Origin of the sequence: Variovorax sp. HJSM1_2 (assembly GCF_049316285.1) — a bacterium.
GTDB lineage: Bacteria > Pseudomonadota > Gammaproteobacteria > Burkholderiales > Burkholderiaceae_C > Rhodoferax_B.
Genome location: NZ_JBMOXA010000002.1, coordinates 234,808 through 249,084, shown reverse-complemented (window position 1 = coordinate 249,084; position 14,277 = coordinate 234,808). Strand labels below are relative to the sequence as shown.

Annotated in this window: 15 protein-coding genes and 1 tRNA gene; 2 read left to right on the top strand and 14 right to left on the bottom strand. The window is 62.0% G+C overall.

From position 1 onward, the window contains the following. Positions 1-60: 60 nt before the first annotated feature. From ACFQ95_RS03640 to ACFQ95_RS03630, 3 genes are all read right to left on the bottom strand, one after another. Complete coding sequence (locus ACFQ95_RS03640) at positions 61-1,491, bottom strand: pseudouridine synthase (RefSeq protein WP_422829435.1); 1,431 nt, start codon at positions 1,489-1,491, stop codon at positions 61-63. Continuing rightward, positions 1,488-2,228 (bottom strand): SMC-Scp complex subunit ScpB, encoded by a 741-nt coding sequence (scpB, locus tag ACFQ95_RS03635; protein WP_422829555.1) that lies wholly within the window; start codon positions 2,226-2,228, stop codon positions 1,488-1,490. Before scpB ends, ACFQ95_RS03640 begins: the two co-directional genes overlap by 4 nt. A gap of 140 nt (positions 2,229-2,368) precedes the next feature. After that, entirely contained in the window at positions 2,369-3,382 is a 1,014-nt protein-coding gene (locus tag ACFQ95_RS03630) for an RluA family pseudouridine synthase (protein ID WP_422829554.1), read from the bottom strand. A 35-nt stretch (positions 3,383-3,417) separates the two neighbouring features. Between ACFQ95_RS03630 and ACFQ95_RS03625 the strand changes: the two genes are divergently transcribed. Then, positions 3,418-4,227, top strand: coding sequence for an outer membrane protein assembly factor BamD (locus ACFQ95_RS03625; RefSeq protein ID WP_422829434.1), 810 nt, complete (start codon positions 3,418-3,420; stop codon positions 4,225-4,227). Positions 4,228-4,280: 53 nt separating this feature from the next. On the opposite strand, the gene ACFQ95_RS03620 is transcribed toward ACFQ95_RS03625, so the two are convergent. Next, positions 4,281-6,476 carry an ATP-dependent DNA helicase gene (locus tag ACFQ95_RS03620; protein ID WP_422829433.1) on the bottom strand — a complete coding sequence of 732 codons (2,196 nt, stop codon included), beginning with the start codon at positions 6,474-6,476 and terminating at the stop codon, positions 4,281-4,283. Next, the gene (locus ACFQ95_RS03615) at positions 6,476-6,679 is read right to left on the bottom strand and encodes a YdcH family protein (RefSeq protein ID WP_422829432.1); all 204 of its coding nucleotides are present in this window, start codon (positions 6,677-6,679) and stop codon (positions 6,476-6,478) included. Before ACFQ95_RS03615 ends, ACFQ95_RS03620 begins: the two co-directional genes overlap by 1 nt. Positions 6,680-6,875: 196 nt before the next feature. Between ACFQ95_RS03615 and ACFQ95_RS03610 the strand changes: the two genes are divergently transcribed. Beyond that, positions 6,876-7,631: a PP2C family protein-serine/threonine phosphatase gene (locus ACFQ95_RS03610; protein ID WP_422829431.1), complete on the top strand. Its 756-nt coding sequence runs from the start codon at positions 6,876-6,878 to the stop codon at positions 7,629-7,631. Between the two features lie 52 nt (positions 7,632-7,683). On the opposite strand, the gene ACFQ95_RS03605 is transcribed toward ACFQ95_RS03610, so the two are convergent. The 9 genes from ACFQ95_RS03605 to ACFQ95_RS03565 all read right to left on the bottom strand — a co-directional run bounded on the left by ACFQ95_RS03605 (position 7,684) and on the right by ACFQ95_RS03565 (position 14,118). Continuing rightward, positions 7,684-8,202, bottom strand: a complete 519-nt coding sequence (locus tag ACFQ95_RS03605; RefSeq protein ID WP_422829430.1) for a GNAT family N-acetyltransferase — start codon at positions 8,200-8,202, stop codon at positions 7,684-7,686. Positions 8,203-8,353: 151 nt separating this feature from the next. Beyond that, a tRNA-Val gene (locus ACFQ95_RS03600) sits at positions 8,354-8,428 on the bottom strand. Between the two features lie 26 nt (positions 8,429-8,454). Next, positions 8,455-9,171: a DNA polymerase III subunit epsilon gene (gene dnaQ / locus ACFQ95_RS03595; RefSeq protein ID WP_422829429.1), complete on the bottom strand. Its 717-nt coding sequence runs from the start codon at positions 9,169-9,171 to the stop codon at positions 8,455-8,457. Positions 9,172-9,185: 14 nt separating this feature from the next. Further along, positions 9,186-9,524: an ISC system 2Fe-2S type ferredoxin gene (gene fdx / locus ACFQ95_RS03590; protein ID WP_422829428.1), complete on the bottom strand. Its 339-nt coding sequence runs from the start codon at positions 9,522-9,524 to the stop codon at positions 9,186-9,188. Between the two features lies 1 nt (position 9,525). Then, positions 9,526-11,382: a Fe-S protein assembly chaperone HscA gene (gene hscA / locus ACFQ95_RS03585; protein ID WP_422829427.1), complete on the bottom strand. Its 1,857-nt coding sequence runs from the start codon at positions 11,380-11,382 to the stop codon at positions 9,526-9,528. Between the two features lie 44 nt (positions 11,383-11,426). Continuing rightward, positions 11,427-11,957, bottom strand: coding sequence for a Fe-S protein assembly co-chaperone HscB (hscB, locus tag ACFQ95_RS03580; protein ID WP_422829426.1), 531 nt, complete (start codon positions 11,955-11,957; stop codon positions 11,427-11,429). Positions 11,958-12,051: 94 nt separating this feature from the next. Further along, positions 12,052-12,375: an iron-sulfur cluster assembly protein IscA gene (gene iscA / locus ACFQ95_RS03575; protein ID WP_422829425.1), complete on the bottom strand. Its 324-nt coding sequence runs from the start codon at positions 12,373-12,375 to the stop codon at positions 12,052-12,054. A 2-nt stretch (positions 12,376-12,377) separates the two neighbouring features. After that, positions 12,378-12,803: a Fe-S cluster assembly scaffold IscU gene (gene iscU / locus ACFQ95_RS03570; protein ID WP_422829424.1), complete on the bottom strand. Its 426-nt coding sequence runs from the start codon at positions 12,801-12,803 to the stop codon at positions 12,378-12,380. 94 nt (positions 12,804-12,897) lie between these two features. Next, complete coding sequence (locus ACFQ95_RS03565) at positions 12,898-14,118, bottom strand: IscS subfamily cysteine desulfurase (protein ID WP_422829423.1); 1,221 nt, start codon at positions 14,116-14,118, stop codon at positions 12,898-12,900. Positions 14,119-14,277: the final 159 nt, after the last annotated feature.

The following is a 14,277-nucleotide window of genomic DNA, read 5'->3' as shown; positions in this document are numbered from 1 at the left end:
GAAAGCCGCTGGTTTGCCCAAGTTGGGCCAGGCCTTTGGCGGCCTTACACCGCCTAGGGTTTAACGACCGCGGTTACCGCCGCCACCGCCTCGACGGGGGCCGCCGCCACCACCGGAGCCACCGCCACCCGAGCCACGTCGACCACCCGGGCCACCTTGGCGCTGCCGCGTGAAGCTGTCGGCACCGATGTAGCCAAAGGCCGTCTTCATGGGATCGGGCTGGCCGCCACCGCCGCTCGCAGCGCCACCCTGACGATCAGCCTGCCGACCACCCTGGCCACTCTTGCGGCGCTGGCCATCACCACGCCCGCCCAAGCCACTGGTGACCAATGGATTCGGCTGCGCAGGACCGTTTGGCCGCGATGGGCCGGGGCCTGAGCCACGGCCACCACGCGGGCGCTTGCGCGCTGGCGCACGGCCATCGGGCGCACGCTCAGCGCCTCCATTGCCGCCACCCTGGCCACGAGGACCGCGGCCAGCAGCAGGATTTTCATCGCCGCGCGCAGCCGCAGCGGCACGCTGGCCCACACCCACGGCTTTTTGCAAAGCCTGGATGTCACGCTCGTCCAATTCCATCCAGGCGCCGCGTTTCAAGCCTCGCGGAAGCAACATGGCGCCGTAGCGGATGCGGATCAGACGGCTGACAGCATGGCCCACGGCCTCCATCATGCGGCGCACTTCGCGGTTGCGGCCTTCGGAAATGGTGACGCGGTACCAGCAGTTGGAGCCTTCGCCGCCACCGTCTTCTATGCTGCCGAACTGGGCCATGCCGTCTTCGAGCTGCACGCCGTCCAGCAAGCGTTGTTTTTCATCCTTGCTGAGTGCCCCCAGCACACGCACAGCGTATTCACGCTCCAGGCCAAAACGCGGGTGCATCAGGTTGTTGGCGAGTTCACCCGAGCTGGTGAACAACAACAAACCTTCGGTATTCAAGTCCAGACGACCGACCGACTGCCACTTGCCCTGGTGCAACTTGGGCAATTTGCGGAAAACGGTGGGCCGGTTCTGCGGATCGTCGTGGCTCACCACTTCACCAGCAGGCTTGTGATAAGCGATGACACGCGGCGGCGGCGGATCGATGCGCACCCGAATCGCCTTGCCGTTGATCTTCACCTGGTCGCCGAATTGCACGCGCTGACCGATGTGGGCCGGCTCGTTGTTCACCGAAATACGTCCTTCGGTGATGAGTTGCTCCATCTCCAGCCGAGAACCCAGGCCCGCCTGGGCCAACACCTTGTGCAGCTTGGGCGACTCCACCTGTGGCGCCAGCACCCGCTTGGGTGGCGCAACCGCCTCGGGGCTTTCCTCGTCCGCATCGAACTGACCAGAGATCACATCCTCAAAACGGTTGCCGGAAGCATCACGTCGCGCCGGCTTGGCGGCTTCGACGCCCTCGACAGGCGCCACTGCCGCCGACGCGGCTTGGCTCAAAATTTCAGGCTGGCCTTCAGGCGGCACAGATGGCGTTTCGCCAGGGGTCGTGTCATTCATAATTTATCTTCTTCAGGGGGAGTTTCCTCCCGTACGACTTCTTCTGGAGAATCGGACGCTGCAGCCTGCGCTGCATCTGCCCCCATCTCCTGCGGCTTTGGTCCATCTTCCATCACCACATCCACCAACTCGGCCCCGGCCACGCTCGGCGGCTCCACATCAATGGGCAAATCGGCCTGCGGATCCTCCGCGTGCCCCAGGCTGGCCAGCAGCATCTCACGCTGCACCGGGTCATCGGACACCGGCAACTGGTCGAGCGACGCCAGACCCAGGTCATCCAGAAACTGCCGCGTTGTCGCAAACAGCGAAGGCCGGCCTACGGTTTCGCGGTGGCCAATCACCTCGATCCAGCCTCGGTCTTCCAGCGATTTGATGATCAGCGAGCTGATCGTCACGCCGCGAATTTCTTCCATATCGCCGCGCGTGACAGGCTGCCGATAAGCAATGATCGCCAGGGTCTCCAGCGTCGCACGGCTATAACGCGGCGGTTTTTCCGGGTGCAGACGGTCCAGGTATTCGCGCATTTCCGGGCGGCTTTGGAAGCGCCAGCCCGAAGCCACACTCACCAATTCCACGCCTCTCAGCGCCCAGTCGTTTTGCAGCTCCAGCAACAAGGCCTTAACGGTGTCGCTGCCCAACTCATCTTGAAACAAAACCCGCATTTCGCGAACGGGTAACGGCTGCGGAGAACAAATCAGCGCAGCTTCGAGGACACGCTTGGCCTCTGCCGTATTCATGGTGTAGCTATTTTGGGAACGCGCACACAGTGTGCAAAATTCGGAAGCGTGGATTGCGTTGCGCCGGCGGGCCATAGGCCCTCAATGCAACCGGGGTGACAACCAGTCGGAGGCCAGGCACCGCGTAGCCGCCATGGGTATCAGCCCGCATTGTAGCTGGATCGGACACCCCAGGCCTCCAGCGCAGCCAGGATGTCGGCCGGGGGTGGCGCATTGAAGCTCAGCGCCTCACCGGTCATGGGGTGCACAAACGACAGCCGCGTCGCATGCAGCGCCTGCCGCGCCAGCCCTGCGGCCGGGGCGCCGCCATACAAGGCATCGCCCACCAAGGGGTGGCCAATGGCCGCCATGTGCACGCGTATTTGATGGGTTCGCCCGGTGTGCAGGGCGCAATGCACCCAGCAGCCCTTTTCAGCGTTCTGCAGCAATGTGAAATCAGTGCGTGCCGGCTTGCCCGCCTGAGAGCCCAGATCCACCGTTGCCATGCGCAAACGGTTGCGCGGATCGCGGCCAATCGCAAATTCCACTCGGCGCGCAGCCGCCCCCTGCCAGGGCTTGTGCGCCAAAGCCAAATACTGGCGGCTCACGTTGCGTGCGGCAATCAAGGCCACCAGCGCATCCATGGTGGCCCGCGTCTTGGCCACAACCGTCAGGCCGCTGGTGTCCTTATCCAGCCGGTGCACGATGCCGGCCCGGGGCACCGTAGAGACCGTGGGGTCGCGCCCTAGCAGGGCATTGAGCAAGGTTCCGCTCCAGTTGCCCGGAGCGGGGTGCACCACCAGACCCGCCGGTTTGTTGACCACCAGCAGATGTGTATCCTCAAACACCACGTCCAAGGGAATGTTTTCCGGCTTGAAGGCCTGGCTTTGCTGCGTGGGACGCAGCAGAATCTGCCCGGCGTCGCCCGCGCGCACCTTGTGCGAGGCCTTGGTCAGGGTCGCGCCCTGCAATTGCACTGCGCCGGCTTCAATCAATTGCTGCAGGTAACTGCGCGAAAACTCGGGGATCAGCTCCACCAGGGCGCGATCCAGGCGCTGCCCGTGCAATGCTGCGCCTATGGCGATGGGACGAACCTCCGCTGCATCCAGGCCCTCACCAACGGTATCGGTGTCGGCCGTTTCGGTAGCGTCTTCGTCAAGAGGGTCCGTCGATATAATCAATTTGCTTAGATTCAAGAAAGATACGTGTGTTGCAGCGTTCCAAATTATCGGTGTTCCCAGCCCTGCTTCTGACAGGCTCGGCGCTTTGGCTGTCTGGTTGCTCCACAACCACGTCAGAAGATGCGACGGCCAACTGGAGCCCCAACAAGATCTACGCCGAAGCGCGCGACGAGGCAAACTCTGGCGCCTACGAAAAAGCCATTCCGCTTTTTGAGAAGCTGGAAGGCCGCGCGGCGGGCACTCCGTTGGCACAGCAAGCCCAGCTGGAGAAGGCCTACGCGTATTACAAGAGCGGCGAACAAGCCCAGGCCATCTCAACGCTGGATCGTTTCCTCAAACTGCACCCCGCCAGTCCAGCGCTCGACTATGCCCTGTACTTGAAGGGCCTGGTGAACTTCAACGAAAACCTGGGCATGTTCTCCTCGATCACGCGCCAGGACTTGTCCGAGCGCGACCAGAAGTCGGCCAAGGAATCGTTTGAGGCATTCAAGGAATTGTCCACCCGCTTCCCCGAATCACGCTACACCCCCGACGCACAAGCGCGCATGACCTACATTGTCAATGCGCTGGCCCAGTACGAAGTGCACGTTGCCCGGTACTACTACTCCCGTGGCGCTTATGCGGCCGCCGTGAACCGTGCACAAACGGCCTTGACCGACTACCGCGATGCCCCGTCGCTGGAAGAGGCGCTTTATATCGTGGTGCGCTCCTACGACGCCTTGGGCCTGCCCACATTGCGCGACGATGCACAACGTGTGCTCGAGAAGAACTATCCCAACAGCCCTTTCCTGAGCAGCGGCTTCAAAGGCAAAGACACCCGTTGGTGGCAGTTCTGGTAAGTTGATCCCATCAAGCGCCGCTAATGACTTGTTCAAACCGGCGTTTTTTATGGCTAGGCGTCATCGCCACCCAAGCCACTCCAGTCTTCAGCCTGCATGGGCGCCCCGCTCGGCGCGTCACCGCTCGATGTGTGCGCGCGTTCCCGCCGCGTATTCAGCGCCTCTAGCGCGGCCGCAAAAGCCTCTGGGGTTTTCAGCAAGGGCATGGGCGGCAGCGCCGCCCTGAGTTTGCGGCCATAACCCTTTTCCACCAGCCGTGCATCGCAGACCACCAGCACACCATGGTCGGATTCGCGGCGGATCAAGCGCCCCGCACCCTGCTTCAGCGCCACCGCTGCTTCTGGCACAAAGTAGTCCATGAAGGGTTTGCGGCCCTGACTTTCCAGATGCCGCGCCCGCGCGGCCACCAAAGGATCACCCGGCGGCGGAAACGGCAGTTTGTCTATCACCACCAACTCCAGAGCATCGCCGGGCACGTCCATACCCTCCCAAAACGAGGCCGAGGCCACCATCACACAGCCCGGCCGGCCATCTGCGCCCCCCAGACGAAAACGCTCGACCAGTTGCCGCTTTGGCAATTCACCCTGTACCAGCACCATTGTTTCGGCCGCACCAGCAAGCTGGTCGGCTGTTAAACGCTCGCGCAACGCCTTGCCTATCACTTGCAGAGCCCGAAGTGTGGTGGTCAAAACCAGGGTTCGCCCACCCAACTGCTGCGCGGCGTCTGCCGCCACCTGGGCGACCGCCGCACTATGCGCGGGGTCGGCAGGCTGCGGCAGGTCAAGCGGCACATACAAGGCGGCCTGGTGGGCATAGTCAAACGGGCTGTCGACCTTGAGCTGCTGTGCACCTTCAAGCCCACACGACTCGGTAAACCAGCTCAGATCCTTGCCCACACCCAGTGTTGCCGAAGTGAACACCAGCGCCTTGTGCTGCACCCGGTCCTCGGCGGGTTCCGCGGGCGGCACATCCGAAAAACCTTCGCCGCCATTTTCGGCTTCGTCTGTTGCACTCACGCCATTCGCAGGCGTTGGCAAGCCGAGCAAGCGCGAACGCAGGGCCTGCGCAATATCCAGTGGCGCCTCCACCAGGCGCACCTGGCCAGCACCCGCATCCAGCCAGCGCACCACCGCGCCCGGGCTGGCCAGCATGAAGCGCTCCAGCCGCTGACTGGCCTGCGCCGTGCGCTCAAGCAGTCGCGTGAACTCCGGCCCGAGTTCGCACACTGGCTGCAAAGCACTCGCCAGTTTGTCTAGCGCTGCCTGCAACTTGCGCAGTGTTGCGAGCCACGCGTCGGGGTCAACCCCCTCGGGGGCGGACTCCTGCCACTGCGCGCGTGCCACTCCCGCAGCAATAGGCGCCGCAACCCAGCGCAGTTCGGTACAGGCATCCTCCAGCGCGGCGGCCAGAAACGCCCAATCAGCCAGACCGGCGGCAGCTTGCTGCCCGGTTGACAACACATCGCTTGCCAAGCTCTGGATTTGCCCCGTACTCAGTTGCGCCCCCAGAAACTGAACGCCGGTTTCCTGCAACTGGTGCGCTTCGTCAAAAATGGCCACCCGCACCGACGGCAAAAGCTCGGCCACACCCGACTCCCGCACCGCCAGGTCTGCAAACATCAGGTGATGGTTCACCACCACCACGTCGGCCGCCATGGCTTCACGGCGCGCCTGGTTGACATGGCATTTCTGGGCTTGCGGGCACTGGCTGCCAAGGCAGTTTTCTCGCGTGGAGGTGACGAGTGGGATTTGCGGTGAACGCTCATCCAAACCGGGCAACTCGGCCAGATCGCCGGTGCGCGTGACCTTTACCCATTCTTCAATGCGCGCCAGCGTGCGCAGCGCTGAGGCATCGGAGATATCGGTATCCCAGCGTGCACGCTCCAAGCGGTAGTGGCAGACGTAGCTGCTGCGGCCCTTGAGCTGGGCCGTGCGCACCGGCAGGTTCAAGGCTTTCAGCAGTTCCGGCAGGTCGCGCCCATAAAGTTGATCTTGCAAGGCCTTGGTCGCGGTGGACAACAGCGCGCGCTCACCGCTGAGCAATACCGGCACCAGGTAAGCATAGGTTTTGCCGACACCCGTGCCGGCCTCGACCACCAACGTACCACCATGTTCTATGGTCTGCCGAATCGCCTCGGCCATGGCCAATTGGCCCGGACGCGGCAGATATGCGGGCGCCGCGCGTGACAACACACCGCCGGCAGCAAACACCGCCTCGATTGCTGCAGCCGTGGAAGCCTGCGCCGCCATCAGGCCGGCTCTTTGGGGTCAAGCTCTCTGAGCAGGCGCGCAATTTGATCGCGCAGCGCCAGACGCCGCTTCTTCAGTCGGCGCAGCATCAATTCGTCCAGGGGTGCCTGCTCGGCGATGCGGTCGATCATTGCGTCAAGATCGGCGTGCTCCATGCGCAGCTCAATCAGTTGACGTTCGGGGGAATGTAGATTCGAATCCAAAATAGCGTTCTGCGGCGGTATCCACCGCCATGTGGTTCGCTTGATAATACGTGTTTAAGAACCTGTTTGCGATCTCCGTCGGCCGCGCGGATACCGCAAACACGTTCCAAGCGCTTTGTGCCCCGCATTTCGCCTGGAAAGTCCTTGCGCGGCAAGTCCATCATTTACGCAAGCACCATCACCCGAGTGCACCACCATGACTAATGGCTACAGAATTACAGCGGCGACGGGCATCCACCGCGGTGACCGCGAATACCAGCAGGACCAGGTTGTTTTGCTGAGCCATGCGCGTGTACAAGGCTGCGTGTTGGGCGTGGTGGCCGACGGCATGGGCGGTCGCAGCGGCGGACGCAAGGCCTCCGACCAGGTGATGATGACCGCGCGGCAGATCTTCGAACGCTACGACCCCGCCAGCGACGACGCCACCACCACCCTGCGGTCGCTGGTGTCGGAAGCGCACCTGGTCATCAAGCTCACGGCCATTTCCACCGAAGAAGAACCGCACAGCACCGTCGCAGCCTTTATTCTCAACCCGGGTGGTGACTGCCATTGGGCACACGCCGGCGACTCGCGCATTTACCACTTCCACCGTGGTCGGTTGGTACGCCGCACGCTAGACCACTCCTATGTGCAGACACTGGTGAACCGCGGCGAGATCACAGCCGAAGAAGCCAACAACCACCCCGACGCCAACATTCTGCTGGGCTGCCTGGGCACCGAGGCCGAACCCACCGTGGATTCACACCGCATTCCACACCTCGGCCCCGGCGACGTGCTGCTGGCTTGCAGCGATGGTGTCTGGCACTACTTCACCGATGCGGAACTCGGGGCCGTGCTGGACTCCATGACGCCGCGCGAAGCCTCAGAGTTTTTGATCGACAAAGCCCGCCGACGCGCAGGCGGCGGTGGCGACAACCTGTCGCTGGCAATTCTGAATCTGCAGGCGTTGTAACAACGCATTGACGCATTCAACACCGGTTGAATGGCTTTTTCGGCGACACCTTTTAGCGCAGCCACCTTTGCATCATTTGTGCGTGGCCCATTTGCGGGTCGAGCTGGTAACTTGCAAAACCCATGCGTTCGTATAAACGCATGGCCTTGGCGTTGCCCTGCAGCACCTCCAGCGTGAGCTTGCAGGCACCGCGCTCGCGGGCGATGCCCTCGACAAATGCCAGCAGCGCAGCCCCCACGCCCAGCCCCCGGTGGCCGGGCATCACGGCCAGATCGTGCACATTGACCAAGGGCTTGCAGGCAAAGGTCGAAAAACCTTCGAAGCAGTTGGCCAGGCCCACAGCCTCAGACCCCTGCTGCGTCCCGGCAAAGGCCAGCACACTGAAGGCAAACGGCCGCGCAGCGAGCGCGGGCACCAGTTGTTCGCGCGCATGGGCCGGCAAGGCATGGCCTCCGCCCATGGGGTCCTGGGCATAGGCGTCGAGCATGGTGACAACCGCTTTTGCGTCGTCTGGATCTGCGTAGTTGGCCAGACGGACATGAACGGTCGACGCCAAGGAAGAATGCAGCATAGGCAGCCAATGAAATGGATGAAAACGGGCAAAGCCTAGCTTACGCTGGCTCGGCACACCAGGCTGCTGGCAACACCGAAAAAATGCAGACGAAAAAATGCTGGCGAAAAAAAACCAGCATCTTCATGCTGGTTTTTTTGATCCGAAGATCTGGTGGGCGGTGGAGGCTTCGAACCTCCGACCCCTGCCGTGTGAAGGCAGTGCTCTACCCCTGAGCTAACCGCCCTGATTCGTCATCAGGTAAGCCTCGAATTATACAACAGTTTTTTCAATATTTCGCCACAACGTCTTTCCGCCGCTAGATTTATCAATTTGTTTGAGTAAATCCTGGTGCTCGGTATCTTCCTGCTCGTTGGCCAACAGCACCGGCAAGTCAAAACCGCTGAGGTCCAGGCGCGGGGTTTCACCGCCCTCGTCTTGGTCTTCAGCGCCTACATCGATCAACAACGCGTCCTGGCCACGCGTCATGTTGATGTAGACGTCGGCCAGCAACTCCGCATCCAGCAGCGCACCGTGCAGCGTACGCCCCGAGTTGTCGACCTCCAGGCGGTCGCACAGTGCATCCAGGGAGTTGCGTTTGCCGGGGAACATCTCCTTGGCCATGGCCAGGGAGTCGGTGACGCTGCCCACCACTTCGCTCAACGGGCCCCGGCCCATCAACTCCAGCTCCTTGTTCAAGAAGCCAACGTCGAACTGCGCGTTGTGGATGATGATTTCGGCACCGGCCAGATAGTCCATCAGCTCATCGGCCACGACCTCGAACTTGGGCTTGTCGCGCAAGAACTCGTTGCTGATGCCGTGCACCCGTAACGCGTCTTCGTGGCTGTCGCGCCCGGGATTCAGGTAGAAGTGTTTGTTGTTGCCGGTGAGCTTGCGGTGCAGCAACTCGACGCAACCGATTTCAATGATGCGGTCGCCAGTGGCAGCCGAGAGGCCGGTGGTTTCGGTGTCGAGAACGATTTGGCGCATGGTCGGGCGAACGCTCAGTGGTTTTCTTTGGCGTGGTTGATGGTGTACTTGGGGATCTCTATCGTCACGTCTTGCTGTGCCAGAAACGCCTGGCAGCTCAAGCGGCTCTGCGGCTCCAGGCCCCAGGCGCGGTCCAGCAGGTCTTCTTCATTTTCGTCGAGTTCACCCAGCGAGTTGAAGCCTTCGCGCACCACCACATGGCAGGTGGTGCAGGCGCAGCTCATGTCGCAGGCATGTTCGATCTTGATGTCGTTGTCCAGCAGGGCCTCGCAGATCGAGGTTCCCGCCGGCGCGGTGATCTGGGCACCTGCGGGGCAGAGTTCGGCGTGGGGCAGTATTTTGATGACGGGCATGTCAGAGGTTCTCTATGTTCTGGCCGGACAGGGCTTGTTGGATACCACGGTTCATGCGCATGGCGGCAAAGGCTTCCGTGCCTTTGGCCACGCGGTCGGTGGCGGCTTCAACGCCCTTGGCGTCGGCTTCGGTTTTGGCCACTTCCAAGGCGGCGAGCAAGGTGTCGATTTCGGCGCGCTGTTCGGCACTCAACAAATCGGCATCTGCCGCCAGCGCGCTGCGTGTGGCCAGCAGCATGCGATCGGCGTCGACACGCGCCTCCACCAGCGCGCGCGCCTGCATGTCCTGCGCGGCGGTGGAAAAACTGTCTTGCAACATGCGGGCGATTTGCTCGTCGCTCAAACCGTAGGACGGCTTGACGTCGATCTGCGCTTCCACGCCGCTGAGTTGTTCACGTGCACCGACGTTGAGCAGGCCATCGGCATCAACCGTGAAGGTGACGCGGATGCGCGCAGCACCTGCCGCCATCGGCGGAATGCCACGCAGCTCGAAACGCGCCAGGCTGCGGCAGTCGGCCACCAGGTCGCGCTCACCCTGCACCACGTGCAAGGCCAGCGCGGTCTGGCCGTCCTGGTAGGTGGTGAAGTCCTGCGCCATGGCAGTAGGAATGGTTTGGTTGCGCGGCACGATGCGCTCGACCAGCCCCCCCATGGTCTCGATGCCAAGCGACAAGGGAATCACATCGAGCAGCAGCAAATCGTCGGCACCCGCATTGCCGGCCAATTGGTTGGCCTGGATGGCGGCGCCCAGCGCCACCACCTCGTCCGGATTCAGGTTGGTCAACGGCGCCTGGCCGAAGAACTTGGCCACGGCCTCGCGCACCTGCGGCATGCGGGTGGAGCCACCCACCATCACGGCGCCCTGCACTTCCTGCACGTTCAGGCCGGCGTCGCGCAGGGCCTTGCGCACAGCGGTCATGGTGCGGGCGGTTAATGCCGAGGTGGCCGCATCAAAGTCCGCACGGTTGACGTCAAATTGCAGCGTGGCGCTTGCCAGATCAGCGACAAACGCTACCGAATCAGTAGCAGACAGCGCCTCTTTGCAGGCGCGAGCGGCGGCCAGCAGCACGACCTTGTCAGAGGCGCTGGTGACGGCGGTGCCGGTTTGGGTCGCCACCCAATCGGCCAGGGCGCGGTCGTAGTCGTCACCGCCCAGGGCCGAGTCGCCACCGGTAGCCACCACCTCGAACACACCTTGGGTGAGCCGCAGAATCGAAATATCGAACGTGCCGCCACCCAGGTCGTAGACGGCGTAGACACCTTCGCTGGCGTTGTCCAGGCCGTAGGCGATGGCGGCAGCCGTGGGCTCGTTGATCAGGCGCAGCACATTGATGCTGGCGAGTTGCGCGGCGTCCTTGGTGGCTTGGCGCTGCGCATCATCAAAATACGCGGGCACGGTGATCACGGCGCCGAACAAGTCGTCGTTGAAGCTGTCTTCGGCGCGGAAGCGCAACGTGGCCAGAATTTCGGCGCTGACTTCTACCGGCGACTTTTCGCCGTGCGCGGTTTCCAGACCGACCATGCCGGGCTTGTCGATAAACCGGTATGGCAGCTTTTCGCGCTGGGCGATATCGCCCAGCCCACGGCCCATGAAACGCTTGACCGAGGCGATGGTGTTTTCCGGGTCGGTGGCTTGCGCCGCCAAAGCGTCCCAGCCGATTTGGCGCTTATCACCAGGCAGATAACGCACCACGCTGGGCAGGATCACGCGGCCTTGCGCGTCGGGCAGGCATTCGGCCACGCCATTGCGCATGGCGGCCACCAGCGAATGGGTGGTGCCCAGGTCAATGCCCACGGCGATGCGGCGCTGGTGCGGATCAGGCGCCTGGCCGGGTTCGGAAATTTGGAGTAGCGCCATGGAGGTGGTTCAGAATCGTTGTGCAAAACGCAGGCTGCGTAGTTTCACTGGCCTGCGGCATCGAGCGAGGCGTCGATGCGGTCTTCAATATCGGCTGCGAAGCGCTGGATGAACATCAGCGCACGCACCTGTTGGGCGGCGGCGGTGTAGTCGTGAGCGTCGTCTAGCAGACTGGCGCATTGTGCCAGCGCGGCTTGGCGCGCTTCGGCGACTTCGCCCTGCAAGCGCGTCAACTCTAGGGCGGTGTTGGCGTCTTCCAGGTCTTCGCGCCACTGCATCTGCTGCATCAGAAATGCGCCGGGCATGGCGGTGTTGTTTTCCGCCTGTATGGGCGCACCGCCCAGCTCACACAGGTAGGCGGCGCGTTTGAGCGGGTCTTTCAGGCGTTGCCAGGCTTCGTTGATGCGCACCGACCACTGCATCGCCATACGCTGTGCGGCACCGGCCTGGGCGGCAAAACGGTCGGGGTGGGCTTCGCGCTGCAGCGCCTTCCAGCGCACGGCCATCTCGGCCGGGTCCTGGGCGAAGCGCCGCGGCAAGTCAAACAGTTCGAAGTCGTCGGATTGGAGATTCATAGTGACCTAGCCCTGAGCTACACAGCAGCCTGCAAGAAAAAACCGCCGGTACGGTTGCACGGGCGGTTTTGGGGGAGACGCCACGTTTGAGACATCAAACGCGGAAACTTTCTCCGCAGCCGCATTTGTCGCGCTCGTTGGGGTTTTCGAACTTGAAGCCCTCGTTCAGGCCTTCGCGCACAAAGTCGAGCTTGGTGCCGTCGATGTATGCCAGGCTCTTAGGGTCTACCAACACCTTCACACCGTGCTCTTCAAACACGATGTCTTCAGGCGCCATCTCGTCCACGTATTCCAGCTTGTAAGCCAAGCCCGAGCAGCCCGTGGTTTTGACACCCAGGCGCACGCCGTAGCCCTTGCCACGTTTGGCGAGGTAACGGTTGACGTGACGGGCAGCAGCCTCCGTGAGCGTGACAGCCATGTTCAGTGCACCGCAGCAGCCACTGCAGCCGCTGGGGTGGAGGCGGCAGCGTGTTTTTGTTTGTAGTCGTTGACGGCGGCCTTGATCGCGTCTTCGGCCAGGATGGAGCAGTGCACCTTCACGGGTGGCAACGCCAGTTCTTCGGCGATCTGGCTGTTCTTCAGCGCAGCCGCTTCGTCCAGCGTCTTGCCCTTGACCCATTCGGTCACCAGCGACGACGAAGCAATCGCCGAGCCGCAACCGTAGGTCTTGAAGCGTGCGTCTTCGATCACGCCGGTTTGCGGGTTCACCTTGATCTGCAGCTTCATCACGTCGCCACAAGCCGGCGCGCCGACCATGCCGGTGCCTACGCTGTCATCGCCCTTTTCAAAGGAGCCGACGTTGCGTGGATTTTCGTAGTGGTCTACTACTTTTTCAGAATAAGCCATTTCAGTTACCTCTTCATCTTCCGGCGCGGCGCCACACGGCCCCGCGAGCCTGATTCAAAAAACCGTTGTCTCTATGTTGGTCAGCGCAGGCTGATCAATGCGCCGTCCATTGGATGGTGCTGATGTCGATGCCATCTTTGTACATTTCCCACAGCGGGCTCAGGTCGCGCAGCTTGGCCACGTTGAGCTTGATGGTTTCCACCGCATAGTCGATATCGGCTTCGGTGGTCCAGCGGCCAATGGTCATGCGCAAGCTGCTGTGCGCCAACTCGTCGCTGCGGCCCAGGGCGCGCAGCACATAGCTCGGTTCCAGACTGGCCGACGTGCAGGCCGAACCGCTGGACACGGCCAAACCCTTGATGCCCATGATCAACGACTCGCCTTCAACATAGTTGAAGCTGATGTTCAGGTTGTGCGGCACACGCTTTTCCAGGTGGCCATTGACGAACACTTGTTCGATGTCTTTCAGGCCATTCAGCATGCGGTCGTGCAACGCCTGGATGCGCACGTTTTCGACGGCCATTTCTTCTTTGGCAATGCGGTAGGCCTCGCCCATGCCGACGATCTGGTGCGTAGGCAACGTGCCCGAACGCATGCCACGCTCGTGGCCACCACCGTGCATTTGCGCTTCAATGCGGATGCGCGGCTTGCGGCGCACAAACAAGGCGCCAATGCCTTTGGGTCCGTAGGTCTTGTGCGAGGTCAGGCTCATCAGGTCGACCGGCATCTTCGAGATGTCGAACGCCACACGACCAGTGGCCTGGGCGGCGTCGACGTGGAAGACCACACCCTTTTCGCGGCAGACGGCACCAATGGCTTCGATGTCCTGGATGACGCCAATTTCGTTGTTGACATACATCACACTGGCCAGGATGGTGTCCGGGCGGATGGCCGCCTTGAACACGTCCAAGTTGACTAGGCCGTCTTCCTGTACGTCGAGGTAGGTCACCTCAAAGCCCTGACGTTCCAGTTCGCGGCAGGTGTCGAGCACAGCCTTGTGTTCGGTCTTCACCGTGATGATGTGTTTGCCCTTGCTCTTGTAGAACTGGGCAGCACCCTTGAGTGCCAGGTTGTTGGACTCGGTCGCACCCGAAGTCCAGACAATTTCACGCGGGTCGGCGCCGATCAAGGCTGCGACGTGTTCGCGCGCCTTTTCAACCGCAGCTTCCGCTTCCCAACCCCACGCGTGGCTACGCGATGCTGGATTGCCAAAATGCTCCCGCAGCCAAGGAATCATGGCATCCACCACCCGCTCGTCGCAGGGGTTGGTGGCGCTGTAGTCCATGTAAATCGGGAAGTGTGGGGTCATGTCCATTGGCTAGCTCTCGATGAAGGCTGGCTTGAATCCTGCCTTGTCACCCGACGTGGGGCACAAGGCTAGTGCGCAGGGCCGGGTGATACGTTGAAACGCGTTAAAACTATTAACTCAAAAATACTGTGTCGAAAAGTAGTGTCCGGATTTCACAAAAACCTT

Bases quoted from the DNA above. Each gene is read 5' to 3' on its own strand.
- ACFQ95_RS03640 (WP_422829435.1), bottom strand. From the start codon at position 1,491: ATGAATGACACGACCCCTGGCGAAACGCCATCTGTGCCGCCTGAAGGC.
- scpB (WP_422829555.1), bottom strand. From the start codon at position 2,228: ATGAATACGGCAGAGGCCAAGCGTGTCCTCGAAGCTGCGCTGATTTGT.
- ACFQ95_RS03620 (WP_422829433.1), bottom strand. From the start codon at position 6,476: ATGGCGGCGCAGGCTTCCACGGCTGCAGCAATCGAGGCGGTGTTTGCT.
- ACFQ95_RS03610 (WP_422829431.1), top strand. From the start codon at position 6,876: ATGACTAATGGCTACAGAATTACAGCGGCGACGGGCATCCACCGCGGT.
- ACFQ95_RS03605 (WP_422829430.1), bottom strand. From the start codon at position 8,202: ATGCTGCATTCTTCCTTGGCGTCGACCGTTCATGTCCGTCTGGCCAAC.
- dnaQ (WP_422829429.1), bottom strand. From the start codon at position 9,171: ATGCGCCAAATCGTTCTCGACACCGAAACCACCGGCCTCTCGGCTGCC.
- fdx (WP_422829428.1), bottom strand. From the start codon at position 9,524: ATGCCCGTCATCAAAATACTGCCCCACGCCGAACTCTGCCCCGCAGGT.
- hscA (WP_422829427.1), bottom strand. From the start codon at position 11,382: ATGGCGCTACTCCAAATTTCCGAACCCGGCCAGGCGCCTGATCCGCAC.
- hscB (WP_422829426.1), bottom strand. From the start codon at position 11,957: ATGAATCTCCAATCCGACGACTTCGAACTGTTTGACTTGCCGCGGCGC.
- iscA (WP_422829425.1), bottom strand. From the start codon at position 12,375: ATGGCTGTCACGCTCACGGAGGCTGCTGCCCGTCACGTCAACCGTTAC.
- iscU (WP_422829424.1), bottom strand. From the start codon at position 12,803: ATGGCTTATTCTGAAAAAGTAGTAGACCACTACGAAAATCCACGCAAC.
- ACFQ95_RS03565 (WP_422829423.1), bottom strand. From the start codon at position 14,118: ATGGACATGACCCCACACTTCCCGATTTACATGGACTACAGCGCCACC.